The sequence below is a fragment of the Confluentibacter sediminis genome, assembly GCF_003258355.1.
In the GTDB taxonomy this organism is placed as follows: domain Bacteria; phylum Bacteroidota; class Bacteroidia; order Flavobacteriales; family Flavobacteriaceae; genus Confluentibacter; species Confluentibacter sediminis.
On record NZ_QKPO01000004.1, the window covers coordinates 104,074 to 121,461 of the forward strand.

9 protein-coding genes are annotated in these 17,388 nt (G+C 33.5%); 5 read left to right on the top strand and 4 right to left on the bottom strand.

Annotation, left to right across the window (positions count from 1 at the left end):
* The first annotated feature begins 207 nt into the window (after window positions 1-207).
* The 5 genes from DKT72_RS04005 (at window position 208) to DKT72_RS04025 (ending at window position 9,202) form a co-directional block, all read left to right on the top strand.
* Window positions 208-4,626: a translocation/assembly module TamB domain-containing protein gene (locus DKT72_RS04005; RefSeq protein WP_235841598.1), complete on the top strand. Its 4,419-nt coding sequence runs from the start codon at window positions 208-210 to the stop codon at window positions 4,624-4,626.
* 154 nt (window positions 4,627-4,780) lie between these two features.
* Window positions 4,781-5,767 carry a 6-phosphofructokinase gene (pfkA, locus tag DKT72_RS04010; protein ID WP_111307437.1) on the top strand — a complete coding sequence of 329 codons (987 nt, stop codon included), beginning with the start codon at window positions 4,781-4,783 and terminating at the stop codon, window positions 5,765-5,767.
* A gap of 17 nt (window positions 5,768-5,784) precedes the next feature.
* Window positions 5,785-6,789 (top strand): type I glyceraldehyde-3-phosphate dehydrogenase, encoded by a 1,005-nt coding sequence (gap, locus tag DKT72_RS04015; RefSeq protein ID WP_111307438.1) that lies wholly within the window; start codon window positions 5,785-5,787, stop codon window positions 6,787-6,789.
* A gap of 79 nt (window positions 6,790-6,868) precedes the next feature.
* Window positions 6,869-7,735, top strand: coding sequence for an N-acetylglucosamine kinase (locus DKT72_RS04020; protein WP_111307615.1), 867 nt, complete (start codon window positions 6,869-6,871; stop codon window positions 7,733-7,735).
* 243 nt (window positions 7,736-7,978) lie between these two features.
* On the top strand, window positions 7,979-9,202 hold the full coding sequence (locus tag DKT72_RS04025; RefSeq protein ID WP_235841599.1) for an ATP-binding cassette domain-containing protein: 1,224 nt from the start codon (window positions 7,979-7,981) through the stop codon (window positions 9,200-9,202).
* Window positions 9,203-9,338: 136 nt separating this feature from the next.
* Here DKT72_RS04025 and DKT72_RS04030 read toward each other — a convergent pair whose 3' ends face one another.
* The 4 genes from DKT72_RS04030 to DKT72_RS04045 all read right to left on the bottom strand — a co-directional run bounded on the left by DKT72_RS04030 (window position 9,339) and on the right by DKT72_RS04045 (window position 17,365).
* Complete coding sequence (locus DKT72_RS04030; RefSeq protein WP_111307439.1) at window positions 9,339-10,232, bottom strand: transglutaminase family protein; 894 nt, start codon at window positions 10,230-10,232, stop codon at window positions 9,339-9,341.
* Window positions 10,233-10,234: 2 nt separating this feature from the next.
* Window positions 10,235-12,790: a circularly permuted type 2 ATP-grasp protein gene (locus DKT72_RS04035; protein ID WP_111307440.1), complete on the bottom strand. Its 2,556-nt coding sequence runs from the start codon at window positions 12,788-12,790 to the stop codon at window positions 10,235-10,237.
* A 12-nt stretch (window positions 12,791-12,802) separates the two neighbouring features.
* Entirely contained in the window at window positions 12,803-16,126 is a 3,324-nt protein-coding gene (locus DKT72_RS04040; RefSeq protein WP_111307441.1) for a transglutaminase family protein, read from the bottom strand.
* A gap of 198 nt (window positions 16,127-16,324) precedes the next feature.
* A complete protein-coding gene (locus DKT72_RS04045; RefSeq protein WP_111307442.1) occupies window positions 16,325-17,365 on the bottom strand; it encodes a GMP reductase in 1,041 nt (346 codons plus the stop codon).
* Window positions 17,366-17,388 lie beyond the last annotated feature (23 nt).

Consider the following 17,388-nt stretch of genomic DNA (forward strand, 5'->3'; position numbering starts at 1 on the left):
AATTAAAATCCAATGATTTTCAATTGTTCGTATATGCAAAACTACTCATTTATTTTTTTAATGAATGTGTAAAATAGTTTAAGTAGTTTTCCTTAAACATTTTAATTTAAATGAGTATTTGCCAAGAAAATGTAATGCATTCTTAATAAAATAATATCTTTTAAATATATCAAAAAAGCCTTAAAAATAGCATCGAAAATTGTGGCCGTGCTGCTACTTCTGTTCATCATTTTGGTGTTAATATTATCTATTCCTGCCATACAGACTAAGCTCGGAAAATATGCAACCAAGCGTGTTAATGACGAATTTGGTACTCATATTTATATTGATAGAGTAGGATTGCAATTTAATGGTGATGTAGAGCTTAAGCAAATTTATATTGAAGATTACAAAAAACACACGCTTATTAGTATCGCCGAATTAAATACCTCTATTTTAAGTGTCAGGAATTTAGTTAACGGTAAGTTGAATTTCGGTGATATTGATATCATGGAATTGGTGTTTAATATTAAAACCTACAAAGGGGAAAGTGACACCAATTTAGATGTTTTTGTAGCCAAATTTGAAGACGATAACCCAAGGAAAGAAAACAGTAGCTTTTTATTGTCTTCTAGTGATGTGTCTATTTACAACAGCGTTTTTAGGATGACGGATGAAAACAAGGAAACTACTAAGTTATTGGAATTTGAAAATTTGAATATTAATGCTACTAATTTTTTAATTAATGGTAGTGATGTAAGCGCTAGAATAAATACACTAGCTTTTAAAGATAGTAGAGGTTTTGAGATGAAAAATATGTCTACAAATTTTTCATATACCTTAACAAATATGATTTTTTCTAATTTGGATATTGAAACGCCCCATTCTGTATTAAAGGGCTATTTACAATTCTCGTATGATAGAAAAGACTTTAAAGAGTTTACAGATAAAGTAAACATTATTGCCAATTTTAAGGATTCAAACATCTTGTTGGATGAATTAAATATATTTTACAATGAATTTGGAAAAAATCAATATACTGCTTTTAATGTGGATTTAACAGGGACTTTAAATGATTTAAAGGTTGGTGATTTAGAATTAAAAACAAGTACAAATACCCAAGTTTACGGGAATATCAATTTTAAAAATTTATTTAATAAAGAGCCAGATAATTTTTATATGAATGGCTCTTTTTCAAGACTTTCATCAACCTATAGAGATTTAAAAGCATTATTGCCTAATGTTTTGGGAGAGGTTATTCCAAGCTCTTTTGACAATCTTGGCAAATTTAATGTTGTAGGCCAAACCCAGGTCACATCGTCTGGCGTGGATGCTAATATTCAAATAGATACCGATTTAGGTTATGTAGATTCCAAATTAGAAATAACAAAAATCAACGATATCGACAATGCCCTTTATAAAGGAAATGTTGTATTTGAAAATTTTGATTTTGGAACCTTTTTAGACGACCCCAATATTGGAATGGCGTCTTTAAATTTTGATGTAAAGGGAAAAGGTTTTGTTCCGGAAACAATTAACACACAAGTGGTTGGTAATATTTTTGAAATAGAATATAATAAATATAATTACAAGTCTATAAAGGTTGAAGGAAATGTGAAAAACAAGATATTTGATGGAAATCTTGTTTCTAATGATGAAAATTTAAGACTCAATTTTAATGGGTTAGTAGATTTTTCGGGAAAAATAAATAAATACGATTTTGAAGCGAATATTGCCTACGCCAATTTAAATGCATTAAACTTTATAAAAAAAGACAGTATTTCTATTTTTAAAAGTGATGTTAAAATGAATGTTAATGGTAGCACTTTAGATGATGCCTATGGTAAAATTTTATTCAACAACTCCTCTTATCAAAACCAGAACGACACCTATTATTTTGACAAATTTGACATTTCTTCTCGATTTGAAGACCAAGTTCATTTTGTAGAAATTAACTCGCCAGATATTTTAGAAGGTAATTTAAATGGACATTTTGTATTTAAAGATTTGCCTAAATTAATGCAAAATTCATTAGGACATATCTATACAAATTTTGTTCCCAGTAAAGTAGCAGCAAACCAATATGTAGATTTCAATTTTAAAATTTACAATAAAATTATAGAGGTGTTCTATCCAGAAATTGAACTCGGAAAAAATACTTTTATAAAAGGAAGGGTTGAAACCGACGAAGAAAAATTCAGGGTGACGTTCAAGTCTCCTGAAATAAAAGTATATGATTATTTTGCTAATAATATAGAATTACAAATAGATAACAGCAATCCTCTTTTCAATACGTTTGTAGAGGTAGATAGTATCAATACCAAATACTATAACGCCTCTAAATTCAATTTGATAAATGTAACCCTTCGTGATACCTTATTTATGCGAGCTGAATTTAAAGGTGGAAAACAGAATAATGATAATTATAATCTAAGCTTTTATCACACCATTAATAAAGAAAAACAATCGGTGGTCGGGTTTAAAAAATCTGATATAACCATAAAAGATACGAAATGGTATATCAATGAAAAGCAAGATAGATTTAATAAATTTACATTTAATAATAGTTTTACCTTTTTTGATATAGATCAGCTCTATGTCAATCACGACCATCAGGAATTAAGGCTTTCTGGATTCATAAAAGATTCTACCCAAAAAGATTTAAAACTAAGTTTTAAAAATGTGGATCTGGCTAAAATCACTCCAGATATAGATAGTTTGTCGTTAGCAGGAAATGTAAATGGTAAATTAGATCTTTTACAAAAGAATGGCAATTATTTACCAAATTCTACCATTGTAATAAATGATTTTAAGGTCAATGATTTTGATTTAGGATCTTTTGATGCGAACATTACAGGAAATGAAAACCTGACTGCTTATAATGTGGATGTTTCCATTAAAGATGATATTAAAAAAACATTTAGAGCTACAGGTGATATCAGTGTTTTAGGGAAACAATCTAATATTGATGTAAATGTTGTTTTAAATGATTTTAATTTGCAACCATTAAACCCATTACTGCAAGATATTCTAAGCAATATTAGAGGAAGTGTTTCTGGAGATGTTAGCGTAAAAGGAAATTTAAGCAAACCGGGTATCAATGGGGATTTAATAATGAACAAGTCGGGATTTGGTATTCCATATCTTAATGTAGATTATAGTTTTGCCGATAAATCTTCTGTGACATTAAAAGACCAAAGTTTTATTTTCAATAAAATTCAATTAACAGATACTAAATTTAAGTCAAAAGGACAGTTGAATGGTAGTTTAAGCCATACAAATTTTTCTAAATGGGGATTGGATTTGCAACTCAGCACTCCAAGATTATTGGTTTTAGATACTAAAGATACGGAAGAAGCCTTGTATTATGGTACAGGTTTTATAGGTGGTACTGCCAGTATTGTTGGGCCAACAGATCAATTGGTGATTAGTGTTGAAGGAGAAACCAAACAAGGGACTGTATTCAAAATACCTTTAAATAATACTGAATCTTTTGGAGATAATTCATTCATACATTTCATAACAAAAGAAGAGAAGGAAGCCAAAGAGAAAGGCGTCGATTTGGTTTTCAACGAAGTGAAGGGTCTTGAATTGGATTTTGATTTAGATATTACTGAAGATGCAGAGTTGGAAATAATAATTAATAAAGATACTGGCCACGCCTTAAAAGGTCGAGGTAATGGAAATATTCTTATAGAAATCAACACGAAAGGGAAGTTTAATATGTGGGGAGATTTTTCGGTGTTTGAAGGAGTTTATAATTTCGCGTATGGAGGATTGATTAGAAAAGAATTTTTAGTAAAACCTGGAGGAACGATTGCTTGGGATGGAGAACCATTAAAAGCACGTATCAATATGCTAGCCGTCTATAAAACTGAAACGAATCCGTCTCCTTTGTTGGATAATCCTATTAACAGAAGTATTCCTGTAGAACTTAATATAAGCTTAACGGGAGAATTGGAACAACCTATTCCGTTTTATCAGTTTGAATTTCCAAATGTAAATTCTACTATCAAATCAGAACTTCAATACCGATTAGAGTCCGATGAGGATAAGCAAAATCAAGCACTATATCTATTATCTACTGGCTCTTTTTCAAGAGGATTAAGTGAACTTAATTTTTCTGGAACTATTGCAGAGAGACTCAATGGGATTATTAATAGCTTTTTTTCAAACGGAGATGGTAAACTTAATATAGGTCTAAATTATGAAGCTGGAACCAATAGACCCGACTATCAAACAGATAGTAGGTTTGATTTAAAATTACAAACACAAATAAGTGACCGTGTCCTTATAAATGGTAAAGTAGGGGTTCCAGTTGGAGGCTCAGGAGCCAATGAAACTGTGATCGCTGGTGATGTTGAAATAAGCTTTCTATTAAATGAAGACGGTACTTTAACAGCAAATGTATTTAATAGAGAAAACAGTATTAGAAATTTTGGAGATAAGATTGGTTATACGCAAGGTGTAGGACTTTCTTATAATGTAGATTTTGATACCTTTAAAGAATTAATTCAAAGTTTGTTTAAAAAAGAAGACCATCCCGAAGGTGTAACACAAGAAGAAGAGGAAAAAACAGGGACAGAAAAAGAAAGTTCGTTACCTGGTTTTATTACACAGAAAGCTTCACCTAAAAAAGAGAAATAATTTAGTAAAAAAAGCATCTTTTTGTAGATATATTAAAATAATCGCTTTTTTATTAACTAAAACGTTATAGTTTTATATCTCCCATTAAAATAGAATAAATGCTACTGATATCTGATTTTTCTTTAGTAATTTTACCTATAATTAAAAAAATTAGATGCCAAAAACAATAAAAAAAATAGGAGTTTTAACATCTGGGGGTGATTCTCCCGGTATGAATGCAGCTATTCGCTCGGTAGTTAGAACATGTGCATATCATAACATCAAATGTGTTGGAATCTATCGTGGTTATGAAGGGCTTATAGAAGGCGATTTTGAAGAAATGGATGCTAGAAGCGTTAGGGGTATTATAAACAAAGGGGGTACCATGTTAAAGTCTGCAAGGTCTAAAGAATTTAGAACTAAAGAAGGTAGACAAACAGCATTTCAAAAAATGACAGAAGCTAACATTGATGCACTTGTCGTGATAGGTGGTGATGGATCATTTACTGGAGCCATGATTTTTAATGAAGAATTCGATTTTCCTGTGATAGGTATTCCAGGAACCATAGATAATGACATCGTTGGTACCTCTCATACCTTAGGGTTTGATACGGCACTTAATACCGTTGTAGATGCTATTGATAAAATTAGAGATACGGCGAGTTCTCATAACCGATTATTTTTTGTTGAAGTTATGGGACGTGATGTTGGTCACATTGCTTTGAATGTAGGAATAGCAGGTGGAGCCGAAGAAATTTTAATTCCTGAAGAGGATTTAGGTTTAGATAGACTTGTCGAGTCCCTTAATAAAAGTAGAAAGTCTGGTAAAACATCAAGTATCGTTGTAGTTGCTGAAGGAGATAAAATAGGGAAAAACATTTTTGAGCTTAAAGATTATGTGGATCAAAATATGGAAGGTTACGATGTTAGAGTGTCTGTTTTAGGACACATGCAACGTGGTGGCTCACCATCTTGTTTCGACCGTGTTTTGGCTAGCAGAATGGGAGTTAAAGCTGTAGAATCTCTATTAGAAGGCAAAACCAATTATATGGTTGGACTTTTAAATGGTGTTATGGAGTTAACGCCACTAGAAAGAGCTATTAAAGGAAAAACAAAAATAAATTTAGAATTATTGCGTGTCTCAGATATTATGAGCACTTAACATTTATAAACAAAATTATGTCAAAATTAAAATTAGGAATTAACGGATTTGGTAGAATAGGTAGAATTGCTTTTAGAGTAGCAGTTAGTAGACCAGATGTTGAAGTAGTAGGTATTAACGATTTATTAGATGTTGAACATTTAGCCTACTTATTAAAATATGATTCTACTCACGGTCGTTTTGATGGTACTGTTGAAGTTAAAAATGGCCACTTAGTAGTAAATGGAAAAGAAATAAGAATTACAGCTGAGCGTAATCCAGAAGATTTAAAATGGGATGCTATCGGTGCAACAGTTGTATTAGATTGTACTGGTATTTTTACCACATTGGAAGGTGCCCAAAAGCACATTACTGCTGGAGCTAAAAAAGTGGCTATTTCTGCACCATCTGCAGATGCTCCGATGTTTGTAATGGGTGTAAACAACAAAAAAATAACAGCTGCAGATACGATTGTTTCCAATGCATCTTGTACTACAAACTGTTTAGCCCCTTTAGCTAAAGTTATTAATGATAACTTCGGAATTGTAGAAGGGTTAATGACAACTGTTCATGCTACTACTGCTACACAATTAACAGTTGATGGTCCTTCAAGAAAAGATTGGAGAGGTGGAAGAAGTGCTTTAATCAATATCATTCCTTCTTCAACTGGAGCAGCCAAAGCAGTTGGTAAAGTGATTCCGGAATTAAATGGAAAATTAACAGGTATGGCATTCAGAGTGCCTACAGCCGATGTATCTGTTGTAGATTTAACTGTTAGAACTGAAAAATCAGCAACTTGGGCAGAAGTTAAAGCTGCCTTGAAAAAAGCGTCTGAATCTGGAGATTTAAAAGGTGTTTTAGGATATACAGAAGAAGCTGTTGTGTCACAAGATTTCGTTTCAGAGCCCATGACAAGTATTTTTGATGCAGACGCAAGTATTGCATTAAATGATAATTTCTTTAAATTAGTATCTTGGTACGATAATGAATTTGGGTATTCAACTAAATTAGTTGACTTAGCTGAATATATCAGTAAAATATAATTCAATAAATAATAGTATTAATAACTCCACAGATTTATTGTAACGACAAGATTCTGTGGAGTTTTTTATTTTAGAACGCATGATTTTAATTGTTGATAGTGGCTCTACAAAAAGTGATTGGATTGCTGTAGATAATAATGGAAAACAACTTTTAGAAAAGTTAAGGACAAAAGGTCTTAATCCGGAAATCTTAACAGAAGACAAACTTAAAAAGATAATAAAAAAGAACCCAGATTTAAAAGCTCATAGAAAAGAGGTGAGCCATGTGTTTTTTTATGGTGCTGGTTGCGGGACGGAAAGAGGTAAAGAGATGGTACGCAATGTACTAAAAGAGGTGTTTTTAAATGCTGTTGTAAAAGTTGAAGAAGATACGTTGGCTGCTGTGTATGGAACCATTAACCACGATACGGAAGCTGCGGTAGTTTGTATTTTAGGAACTGGTTCTAATTGCAGTTATTTTGATGGACAAAAATTACATCAGCGTGTACAATCTCTAGGCTATATTTTAATGGATGATGCTGCAGGAAATTATTATGGTAAGGAACTCATCAGGGATTATTATTTCAATCAAATGCCCGAATCTATTAAAATTGCTTTTGGTAGTAAATATAACTTAGAACCCGATTATATAAAATATAATATTTACAAGCAACCCAACCCAAATGCTTATTTGGCAAACTTTGCTGAGTTTATGTTTTTAAACAAAGACTCAGAATATATTGTAGAACTTATTAAAAAAGGGATCCGCATATTTGCAAAAAATATGATTATGCAATACAAGGAAGAACTTAAAACCGTTCCAGTACATTTTGCAGGCTCCATTGCTTATTTTTCACAAGAAGAAATTAAACAAGTAGGTTTAGAAATGGGCTTTGTCGTTGGGAATTTTGAACGCCGACCTATTGAAGGTTTGGTAGCCTTCCATACCAAAAATTTATCGGAATAAATAGTCTAGTTTATTAGAGAAAAAACCTTTAAATACCATATGTTGTTTAAAGGTTTTTTTATTTTGCAGGTTAGTTGGAACGGGCATTCTAATAAACAATTAATATGAATTGTCCCTGAGAGTGATTTTTGAAGCATGGAAAAGGTATCGAGACGTCATACAACTTGAAATGGTTCTCGATACAAAATATACCGTGCCTTCGTATTTTACTCAAACTGATAAGGATAACTAAAAATAAATAATTTGAATCCACATATTGCCATATACATTTCAAATAAGGATGATAAACATCTACTTATTGAACAGATTATAGAAGGTTACTTTTTTCAAGAATTTTCAAATTTAAAAGGTGTTCTTTTTTCCGAAATAACATTGAATAAGTTTATAGAAGAAGAAATGATTCATGGACATTTTGATGTTGTAACAAAAACCAAAAACAGTCTTCAAAAATCTTCTGAAGGCGAACGAAAAAAAGCTTTACTAAATCATCTTATTTCACAGAGTCCAGAGTATATTATTGCAGATAATGTTTTTGGGAATTTAGATGTAGCTGCCCAAACTGAAATTGAACATTTATTAAAGGAGTTAAGCTTAAAAGCTCCCATAATTCAGATTACAACAAGGAAAGGAGAGATACTTTCGTTTATTGATAAGGTGTACCAATTACAAGAAAATCGACTTGTATTGATTGATGATATAGATCGTTTAAATACTCATTCTGGTGAAGTATTTATAGATTCTTTGCCAAAACATTACAACCCAACATTAAACAAAATCAATCCGTTAGTAACGTTTAAAAACGTCTCTGTTAAGTATGAAGGCAGACCAATTTTAAATACTATTAATTGGGAAATACAATCGGGAGAATTTTGGCAACTCATTGGACCTAATGGTTCTGGAAAAAGCACGATTTTGTCCATGATAACGGGCGATAACCCAAAAGCGTTTTTGCAAGATATCACCTTGTTTGGTATGAAAAAGGGGAGTGGTGAAACGGTTTGGGATATTAAAAAACATATTGGTTATTTTTCATCGGAGATGCTAAGAGGTTTTTTACGTTCAGATTCTATTGAAAATATGATTATTTCTGGTTTTTTTGATTCTATTGGTTTGTATAAATACCGAACTGAAAACCAAAAGATAATAGCGTATAAGTGGTTGCGGATATTAGACATGTATCAAATTAAAAACAAGAATTTCTTATCATTATCTGCTGGTAATCAACGTTTGGTGTTGATTGCCAGAGCGATGGTTAAAAATCCACCATTGTTAATTTTGGACGAACCCACTAACGGACTAGACGATGTGGATGCCAATTTGTTTGTACGGTTAATCAACAAAATTGCTTCAGAAAGTGATACCGCTATTTTGTATGTATCGCACAGAAAAGAGGTTGGATTGAAACCTGATTTTGTTTATGAATTGGTGCCGAGTGAAAGTGGTTCTGTTGGGAAACGGATAAAATAGTCTGTTTTAATATTTTCAATTAACTTTGATGTTGAAAACAAGTTTAGCAAAGATGTTTTACATCAAACCTTAAAAGAAGTTAGATGATTTTTTTTCATAAATTCACTTATGAAAAGGCGGTAAGTTTATTTAAATTTTAAACGGTAGCAGGTCGAATATCCACAGCCACCTTCATTTTGTTTTTACCAGTGCTGTAAATAACACCTTTCAAGGGAGGTACATCGTAATAATCGCGTCCCCAAGCTACAGTGATGTGTTGATTTTTTGGTATTTGGTTATTGGTAGGGTCAAAATCTATCCAGCCAAATTTTGGGATATATATAGAAAACCATGCATGTGAGGCATCTGCACCAATAAGTTTCTCTTTGCCTGGAGGCGGCAAGGTTTCGATATAACCGCTCACATATCTGGCGGGTAACCCAACCGAGCGTACACAAGCAATGGCAATTTGAGCAAAATCTTGACAAACCCCTTTTTTTTCTTTCATCACATCATGAATGGGCGTAGCTACGTTTGTGAATTCAGGATCAAATTCAAATTCAGTATAAATACGTTGCATCAATTCAAAAGCTGCTTCAAAAATGGGTCTGTTTGGTTTAAACGATACCTCGGCGTAGGCTTTAATTTCGGGTGTTATTCTGGCAATAAGTATAGATTCCAATGTAAATTGCCGTACATCCAGTATCTCTTCATCATAACTTTTTAATTCTAACAAGGCTTGTGTTAGCGTGATGGTGTTACCTACAACCGAATCATGGATATTAGGTTGTAAACTAAAATTTCTTTCTATTATACTATTAGTGGTTACCTTTAGTTCATTATGATATTTTTGTATAGAGAACCGAGTTACTGTATTTCCAAAAAAGTCTAGTTTTTCAGAAATTTCACTTGGCGTGGGGCTTATGTCCAAATGATAATCCAATAATTTTTGACCCACCATATCTTTTGGTTTTAAAGTGGCAATATTATGGCAAAAGGTGACGCCACTTTCATATAAATAACTGGTAGTATGTGATATTTGAAATACCATGATTAAAGTGGGAAGTTTTGATTAACCAATTGCGTTTGTTGATAGGTGTGATTAAAATAAGTATCTGATATGGAAAGCGACATCTCGTGTAATAGATCACCAAGGTCTGAAAGCTCATTATCAAGATTTTCACGTAATGTATTGTCGCCATTCAATGCAATCAGCTTACTGATATTTAAACTTTCAATTTTTAAGTTAGCTTCATTAACCAACCTTTGGCATTCTGTAATAGCAGCTGTATTTTTAGAATGTGGTAATCGGTCAATATCTTTTTGAATTCTTTTGAGCTGATAAGTTAACGATTTTGGATAGTCTTTGTCAAGTAAAATAAGATTGATAACATTTTCTACACTAAGATATGACCTGTAACTGTATCTGTAAATATTCAAACTCTCATGACTTGTTAAAAGGGACTCCAATATATCATATTGTAAATGCTCTTCCAAATTAAAGACTAAAAGCGATCTGCATTTAGAAATCGTCATCATCGCTTGTTCAGTTTGTAAACCAATAAAATATAGCAAAAGTCCTTGGTCTACCAAAATACTTTCTTCAATAAGCCCCATAAAAGCTATTAAGCGCGTAATGATTCTGTCTAATAATTTTATGATGTCTGTAGGCGCATAATTTTTTTCGTCTATAAAGCGTCCCCAAATTTTTTGAATCCCATCAAAAACACGCCACATATCTTTAGACCATAAGTTTCTTAATGAATAATAAGAGTTGTTAAAACTATTTAGGGTTTGTGCTAACGTACCAAGACGTTTTTCATCCATCACCACGGAAAGAATCTCCTTTAATGGATTTTTTAGGGCTTCTTCATTCTCTTCACCAACAAATCCAGGATAGGTGTAGGTAATAGATGTCAGCGATTGAAACAAGAAATGTAAATTTTCAGATTCAGTTTTTTGAACACTAAACTGGGAATTACTCATTTGGTTGAGAACCATCCGTATAAACCTTGCAGTTACAATTGCTCTTCCAAGGTATCTACCCGACCAATACAAATTTTCTGCGGTATTGCTTGGTAAGTCATTGATATTTGAAATAGAAATTTTACATGAGTTGTCCCACGCATAATTTTGTATGGAACTTTGAGGATGATCGGTAATTATCCAAAAATCTTTACTCACACCTCCACGTTGGTTAGAGACATGTAAATTTTCTCGTTCTGGAGCTACTCGAACCAAGCCACCTGGCATGACATGATAGGTGTCTTTTTTTGCTATGGCGAAAGTGCGGCACATCATTTTTCTAGGCTCTAAGCGCCCATTAACAAAATCTGGAGCGGTTGAAAATGATATTTTTTCTTGTGCCACAAAGTGATATGGATTTGCTAATATTTCATTTTTTAGCTTTTCTAATTGGGCCGTACTTAAAAATTCACAAAAAAATAAGCTCTCTCTGTTTGATCTATCTATACGCTTAACAACAAAATTAGCGAGGTTACTTAATACATAATGACGCTCTTTTTCTTGTCCGCACCACCAAGATGCTATTTGAGGTAAAATTAAATCTTCATTTAAGAAATATTTTGAAATGGCATTCATAAAAGGGATGATACCAGAATTTTCCAAAATCCCACTTCCAATGGGATTGACTATGGCAACATTCTGATTTCTAACGACATCTAATAATCCAGCAACCCCTAAATAAGAGTCCTCTCTTAATTCCAACGGATCCATATAAATATCATCAACGCGCCTTAAAATAACATCTACTTGCTTAAGCTCTTTTAAGGTTTTCATCCATACTTTGCCATTACGTACTACTAAATCATTTCCCGTAACTAGAGGATATCCTAAAAAGGACGACAAATAAGAATGCTCAAAATAGGTTTCATTTAAAGGCCCTGGAGTCAGAATGACAATGTTGGGGTTATTCCTGTTATTGGGAGCAGCATCAATCAGCATTTGATTGAAATTGTAAAAGAAACTAGAAGAATGGTGAATATTAATGTTTTTAAAAATGTCAGGAACGGCTCTATTTAGGGCATTTCTGTTCTCTAGAGCATACCCCATACCTGAAGGGGCTTGTGTACGGTCGTTAACAACCCACATGCGTCCATCGGGACCTCTTGATAAATCTGCAGAATGAATCAACAAGTTTTTAGAGGTTTTGTATTGGATTTGGTCGCATTGCCTAAGAAAACCTCTGTGGGCAAATATAACTTCATGAGGAACAACACCTTTTTTTATTAATTCCCGTTTGCCATAAATGTCTTTTAAAACCAAGTTTAATATTTCAGCTCGCTGAATAATCCCTTTTTCTATGGTTTTCCATTCGCTTTCATGAATGAGAAAAGGCACCACATTTAAATTCCAAGAACGGTGCATGCCTTTAGGATCGTTATAAACATTATAAGTCACCCCGTTTTCATCCATCAACCAATTAACGTCGCTTTGTTTATTGATTAATTCTTTCAATCCTATTTGATTGATATTTTCGAGTAAGTTTTCCCAATTAGGATTTATACTCATATTAGATTTCAATACTTCATCATAATTCTTGGTATCAGAAAAATAATTTTGAAATAGGATGTTAGAATCTAATATCATAAAATAGGGCGCTTATTTTTTTCGCAAATCTAAGGTATTTGGGAATTCAAAATTAGTGGGAAGTACTTTATATGTGAATTTTTTATCACTTCCTTTTTCTTTGACACTTTTGCTTGAACTATCCGAATCTTGGGAAATACTTTCAACTTCACCTTGTGTATGACCAAATTCCCAGAAACGACTGATTCTTCTGGATTCCGCTTCATAACTATTAACAGGATAGGTTTCATAAGAACGGCCGCCCGGATGCGCCACAAAATAAGTGCAGCCCCCTATAGATTGTTTGTTCCAAGTATCAATAATATCAAAAACCAAAGGCGTGTCTACATCGATGGTGGGATGCATAGCCGAATATGGATTCCAAGCTTTATAGCGTACACCGGCAACAAATTCTTCTTTTACAGTCGTACTTTTTAAGTCGACTTTAATACCATTACAAGTGAGCACATAGCGTTCGTTATTGAAGTTAGATACCTTCACCTGAAGACGTTCTACAGAAGAATCGACGTATCTGGCCGTTCCTCCACCAGTGACTTCTTCTCCAAGCACATTCCAAGGTTCTATGCCTGCTCTTAACTCTAAATGGATATTGTTAATTTCAACCATGCCATGCAGTGGAAATCTAAATTCAAAAAATGGATTAAACCAATCTTCTTTGAACTTATAACCGGCCTTATTTAATTGTGTAACAATATCTTTAATATCTTCTCTTACAAAATGTTCAATTAAAAACTTGTCATGTAATTCGGTACCCCAACGCACTAATTTATGTTCATAAGGTTTTTTCCAAAACCACGCCACCAAGGTTCTAACTAATAAGTTTTGCATTAAACTCATTTGAGGGTGTGGAGGCATATCAAAAGCACGTAATTCTAAAATACCTAACCTTCCAGATGATGAGTCTGGAGAATATAATTTATCTATGCAAAACTCTGCTCTGTGGGTGTTGCCTGTCAAGTCTGTTAGCAAATGCCTAAACAATCTATCGGTTAGCCAAAATGGGACTTTACCGTTTTTTGGAATTTGATTGAAGGCAATTTCCAATTCATATAAATTTTCCATTCTGGCTTCATCAATTCTAGGAGCCTGACTGGTAGCACCAATAAAGGCACCAGAAAATAAGTAAGAAAGCCCAGGATGATGTTGCCAGAACGTTAACAAGCTTCGTAGTAAACTAGGTCGTCTTAGAAGCGGACTATCGGCAGGTGTAATTCCCCCCAATGTGACGTGATTACCACCACCAGTTCCAGTATGCTTACCATCAAGCATAAATTTTTCAGTCCCCAAACGCGATTTTTTGGCTTGATCGTAAAGGGTTAACGTATTATGGGTTAGCTCTTCCCAGTTTTTTGCTGGATGTACATTTATTTCAATAACCCCAGGGTCTGGAGTTATTTTCAATGATTCTAATCGACTATCTTTTGGTGGGTCATACCCTTCTATAACAACAGGAATAGATAGTTCATTAGCGGTAGCTTCGACAGAAGCCATTAAATCCAAAAATATTTCAGCGCTATCTAATGGTGGTAAAAACAAGTGTAATTTACCATCCCTGACTTCGGCACATAATGCTGTTCTAATAAAATAATTTGTTTTCTTTATAGGAATGCCATTGTTTTTAATGTCGTCAATCCTTTTATTTACAACTCTTTTAAAGTTAGGCAGTTTTTTCTTTTTTGAAAATTGGTCTGGTTCGAATTTAGGAAATTCTTCGTGTTCAGGTTTCAACAATAAAGAATCTAAAGGCAAACGTAAACCGACAGGTGAATTTCCCGGAATTAAAAATAAGTGCTCTCTTCTAAATTCCCAATAACAGGTATACCAATTGCCTCCCGTATTATTTAATGGCAATACATAACCAATAGCTTTTGAAGTCCCTTCTCTCAGAATATCTTTTAGCTTGTTTTTAACAAGCATATTTCCATCTTCTTTCGTTGGGTCTATATCTAAAGGCATTTTGCCTTCTTGCCAGAGAAAATAAAATGAATCCTCATAGGTAGGTTTTATAGTAGTATCTGTGATCGCTAAATATTTTGTGAGCGTTTTTAAAAATAGTTTATCGGCATCTACTGGGATTTCAAGATTATCTGAAAACAACGCAAATAGCTTTTTATCACTCCAAATGTTTTTCTCGTCTTTTCTCCAACATATTTCGATGGACCATCTTGGTAAAGGTTCGCCAGGATACCATTTACCTTGCGCTTGATGCAAAATGCCGCCTTTAGCAAAGGTGTCATATAGCCTAGCCGATAGATTTTTAGCTAACGCTCTTTTATGTGGGCCATCGGCATCTGTATTCCATTCAGGCGATTCCATATCATCAATAGATACAAAGGTTGGTTCACCACCCATAGTAAGTCTTACATCCCCTTTTTGCAATTGTTTTTCCACTTGATAACCTAACTTATAAATAGCTTTCCATTGCTCTTCCGTATAAGGTTTTGTAACACGAGGTGACTCAAAAATGCGTTTTACAGAATTTTCAAAAAAGAATTCGGTTTCACACACATCGGTCATACCCGAAACAGGAGCAGCACTTTCAAAGGAAGGGGTACAAGCCAAAGGAATATGTCCCTCGCCAGCTAGTAAGCCAGAGGTAGCATCAAAACCAATCCAACCGGCTCCAGGCAAATAGACTTCTGCCCAAGCGTGTAAATCGGTAAAATCTTCTTCAGGACCCGAAGGACCGTCTAATGATTTTTCATCAGATTTTAATTGCACTAAATATCCAGACACAAAACGCGCTCCAAAACCCAAATGGCGTAACGTTTGAACAAATAACCAAGCATAATCTCTACAAGACCCATTTTTTTGCTCCAGTGTTTCTTCACAAGTTTGTACACCAGGATCCATACGAATGTTATAATTTAAGTATTCGTATATTTTTCTATTGATGTCTATTAAAAAATAAATGGTTTTTCGAGGGGTTCTATCAATGGTTTTCAGGAAATCCATTAATAAGTCACCACTTTCTGTAATTTCAAGATAGGGTAGAAGTTCCTTTTTTATGGTTTCATGATACTGAAATGGATAGTCTTCAGCAGATTCTTCTACGAAAAAATCAAAAGGATTTATGGTTTTTAAATCGGCAATAATTTCAACGTCAATAGATAATTCTGTTGTTTTTTCAGGGAAAATCAATCTCGCAAGATAGTTTCCAAACGGATCTTGTTGCCAATTAAAAAATTGATTTTCGGGTTTGATTTTTATAGAATACGCCTCAATTGGGGTTCTGCTGTGTGGTGCAGGTCTAAGCCTAAATATGTGTGGAGAAAGCGATACGGGTCTATCGTATTTATATAATGTTTTATGTGAAATTACAATTTTTAACGCCATCTATTAACTTTATTTAAAATCAAATTACAATGTAAGTTTTTTTTGTGTAGAATTTTTAAAAACACATCCGAAATACTCACATAATTTACGCTGATAAATTATGATTTTATCATTTTTAAAACAAAGATTTTTGAATTTGTAAATTTAGTATTGAAACATGTTGCTATTGCTATATTTTATAAAGCAACAAAGATTGAGCTACTCGGTATAAACTTGATTTTCTTGTTCAGCGACTCTAATAAAAGTGGTGCATTTTGTAAGCTCTTTTAGTCGTTGGGCTCCTACATAAGTACAAGTGCTTCTCAATCCGCCCAAAATATCTTGTAAAGTAGTATCAACCCTACCTCTATATGGAATTTCAACAGTTTTTCCTTCACTGGCTCTGTATTCCGCAACACCACCCACATGTTTTTCCATAGCTGTTGAAGAACTCATGCCATAAAATTTCTTAAACACCTTACCATTTTTTTCTATAATCTCTCCGCCGCTTTCATCATGACCAGCAAACATGCCACCCAGCATAACAAAATCGGCTCCAGCACCAAAGGCCTTAGCAACATCACCGGGCGTTGCACAACCACCATCGCTTATGATTTGCCCCCCTAAGCCATGAGCAGCATCAGCACATTCAATAATAGCAGATAATTGTGGATAACCTACACCCGTTTTTACTCTAGTGGTGCAAACAGAACCTGGACCAATACCTACTTTAACAATATCGGCTCCAGATAATAAAAGTTCTTCAACCATTTCACCTGTAACTACATTTCCGGCAATAATAACTTTATCAGGATACAGATCTCTTGTGGCTTTTACAAAATTCGCAAAGTGTTCAGAATAGCCATTCGCAACATCGATACAGATGAATTTAAGTTGCGGATTTTGATTAATAATAGTTGCTAATTTATCAGAATCATGTTTACTAATTCCTGTACTAATGGCTATATAATCTACAATATTATCTTGAGTATTTGTTAAAAACAGATTCCAATCATTAATAGTATAATGCTTATGTATGGCAGTAATTAATTTTTTATTGGATAGGGCATGAGCCATTTCGAAAGTACCAACGGTATCCATATTGGCGGCAATAATAGGAATACCTTCCCAAGTTGTTGGGCTGTGTAAAAATTTAAATTCTCTTTCTAAATTAACTTCCGACCTACTTTTTAAAGTAGAACGTTTTGGACGAATCATAACATCCTTAAATCCTAGTTTTATATCGTATTCTATGCGCATAACTTCCTGATATTAATCCATTC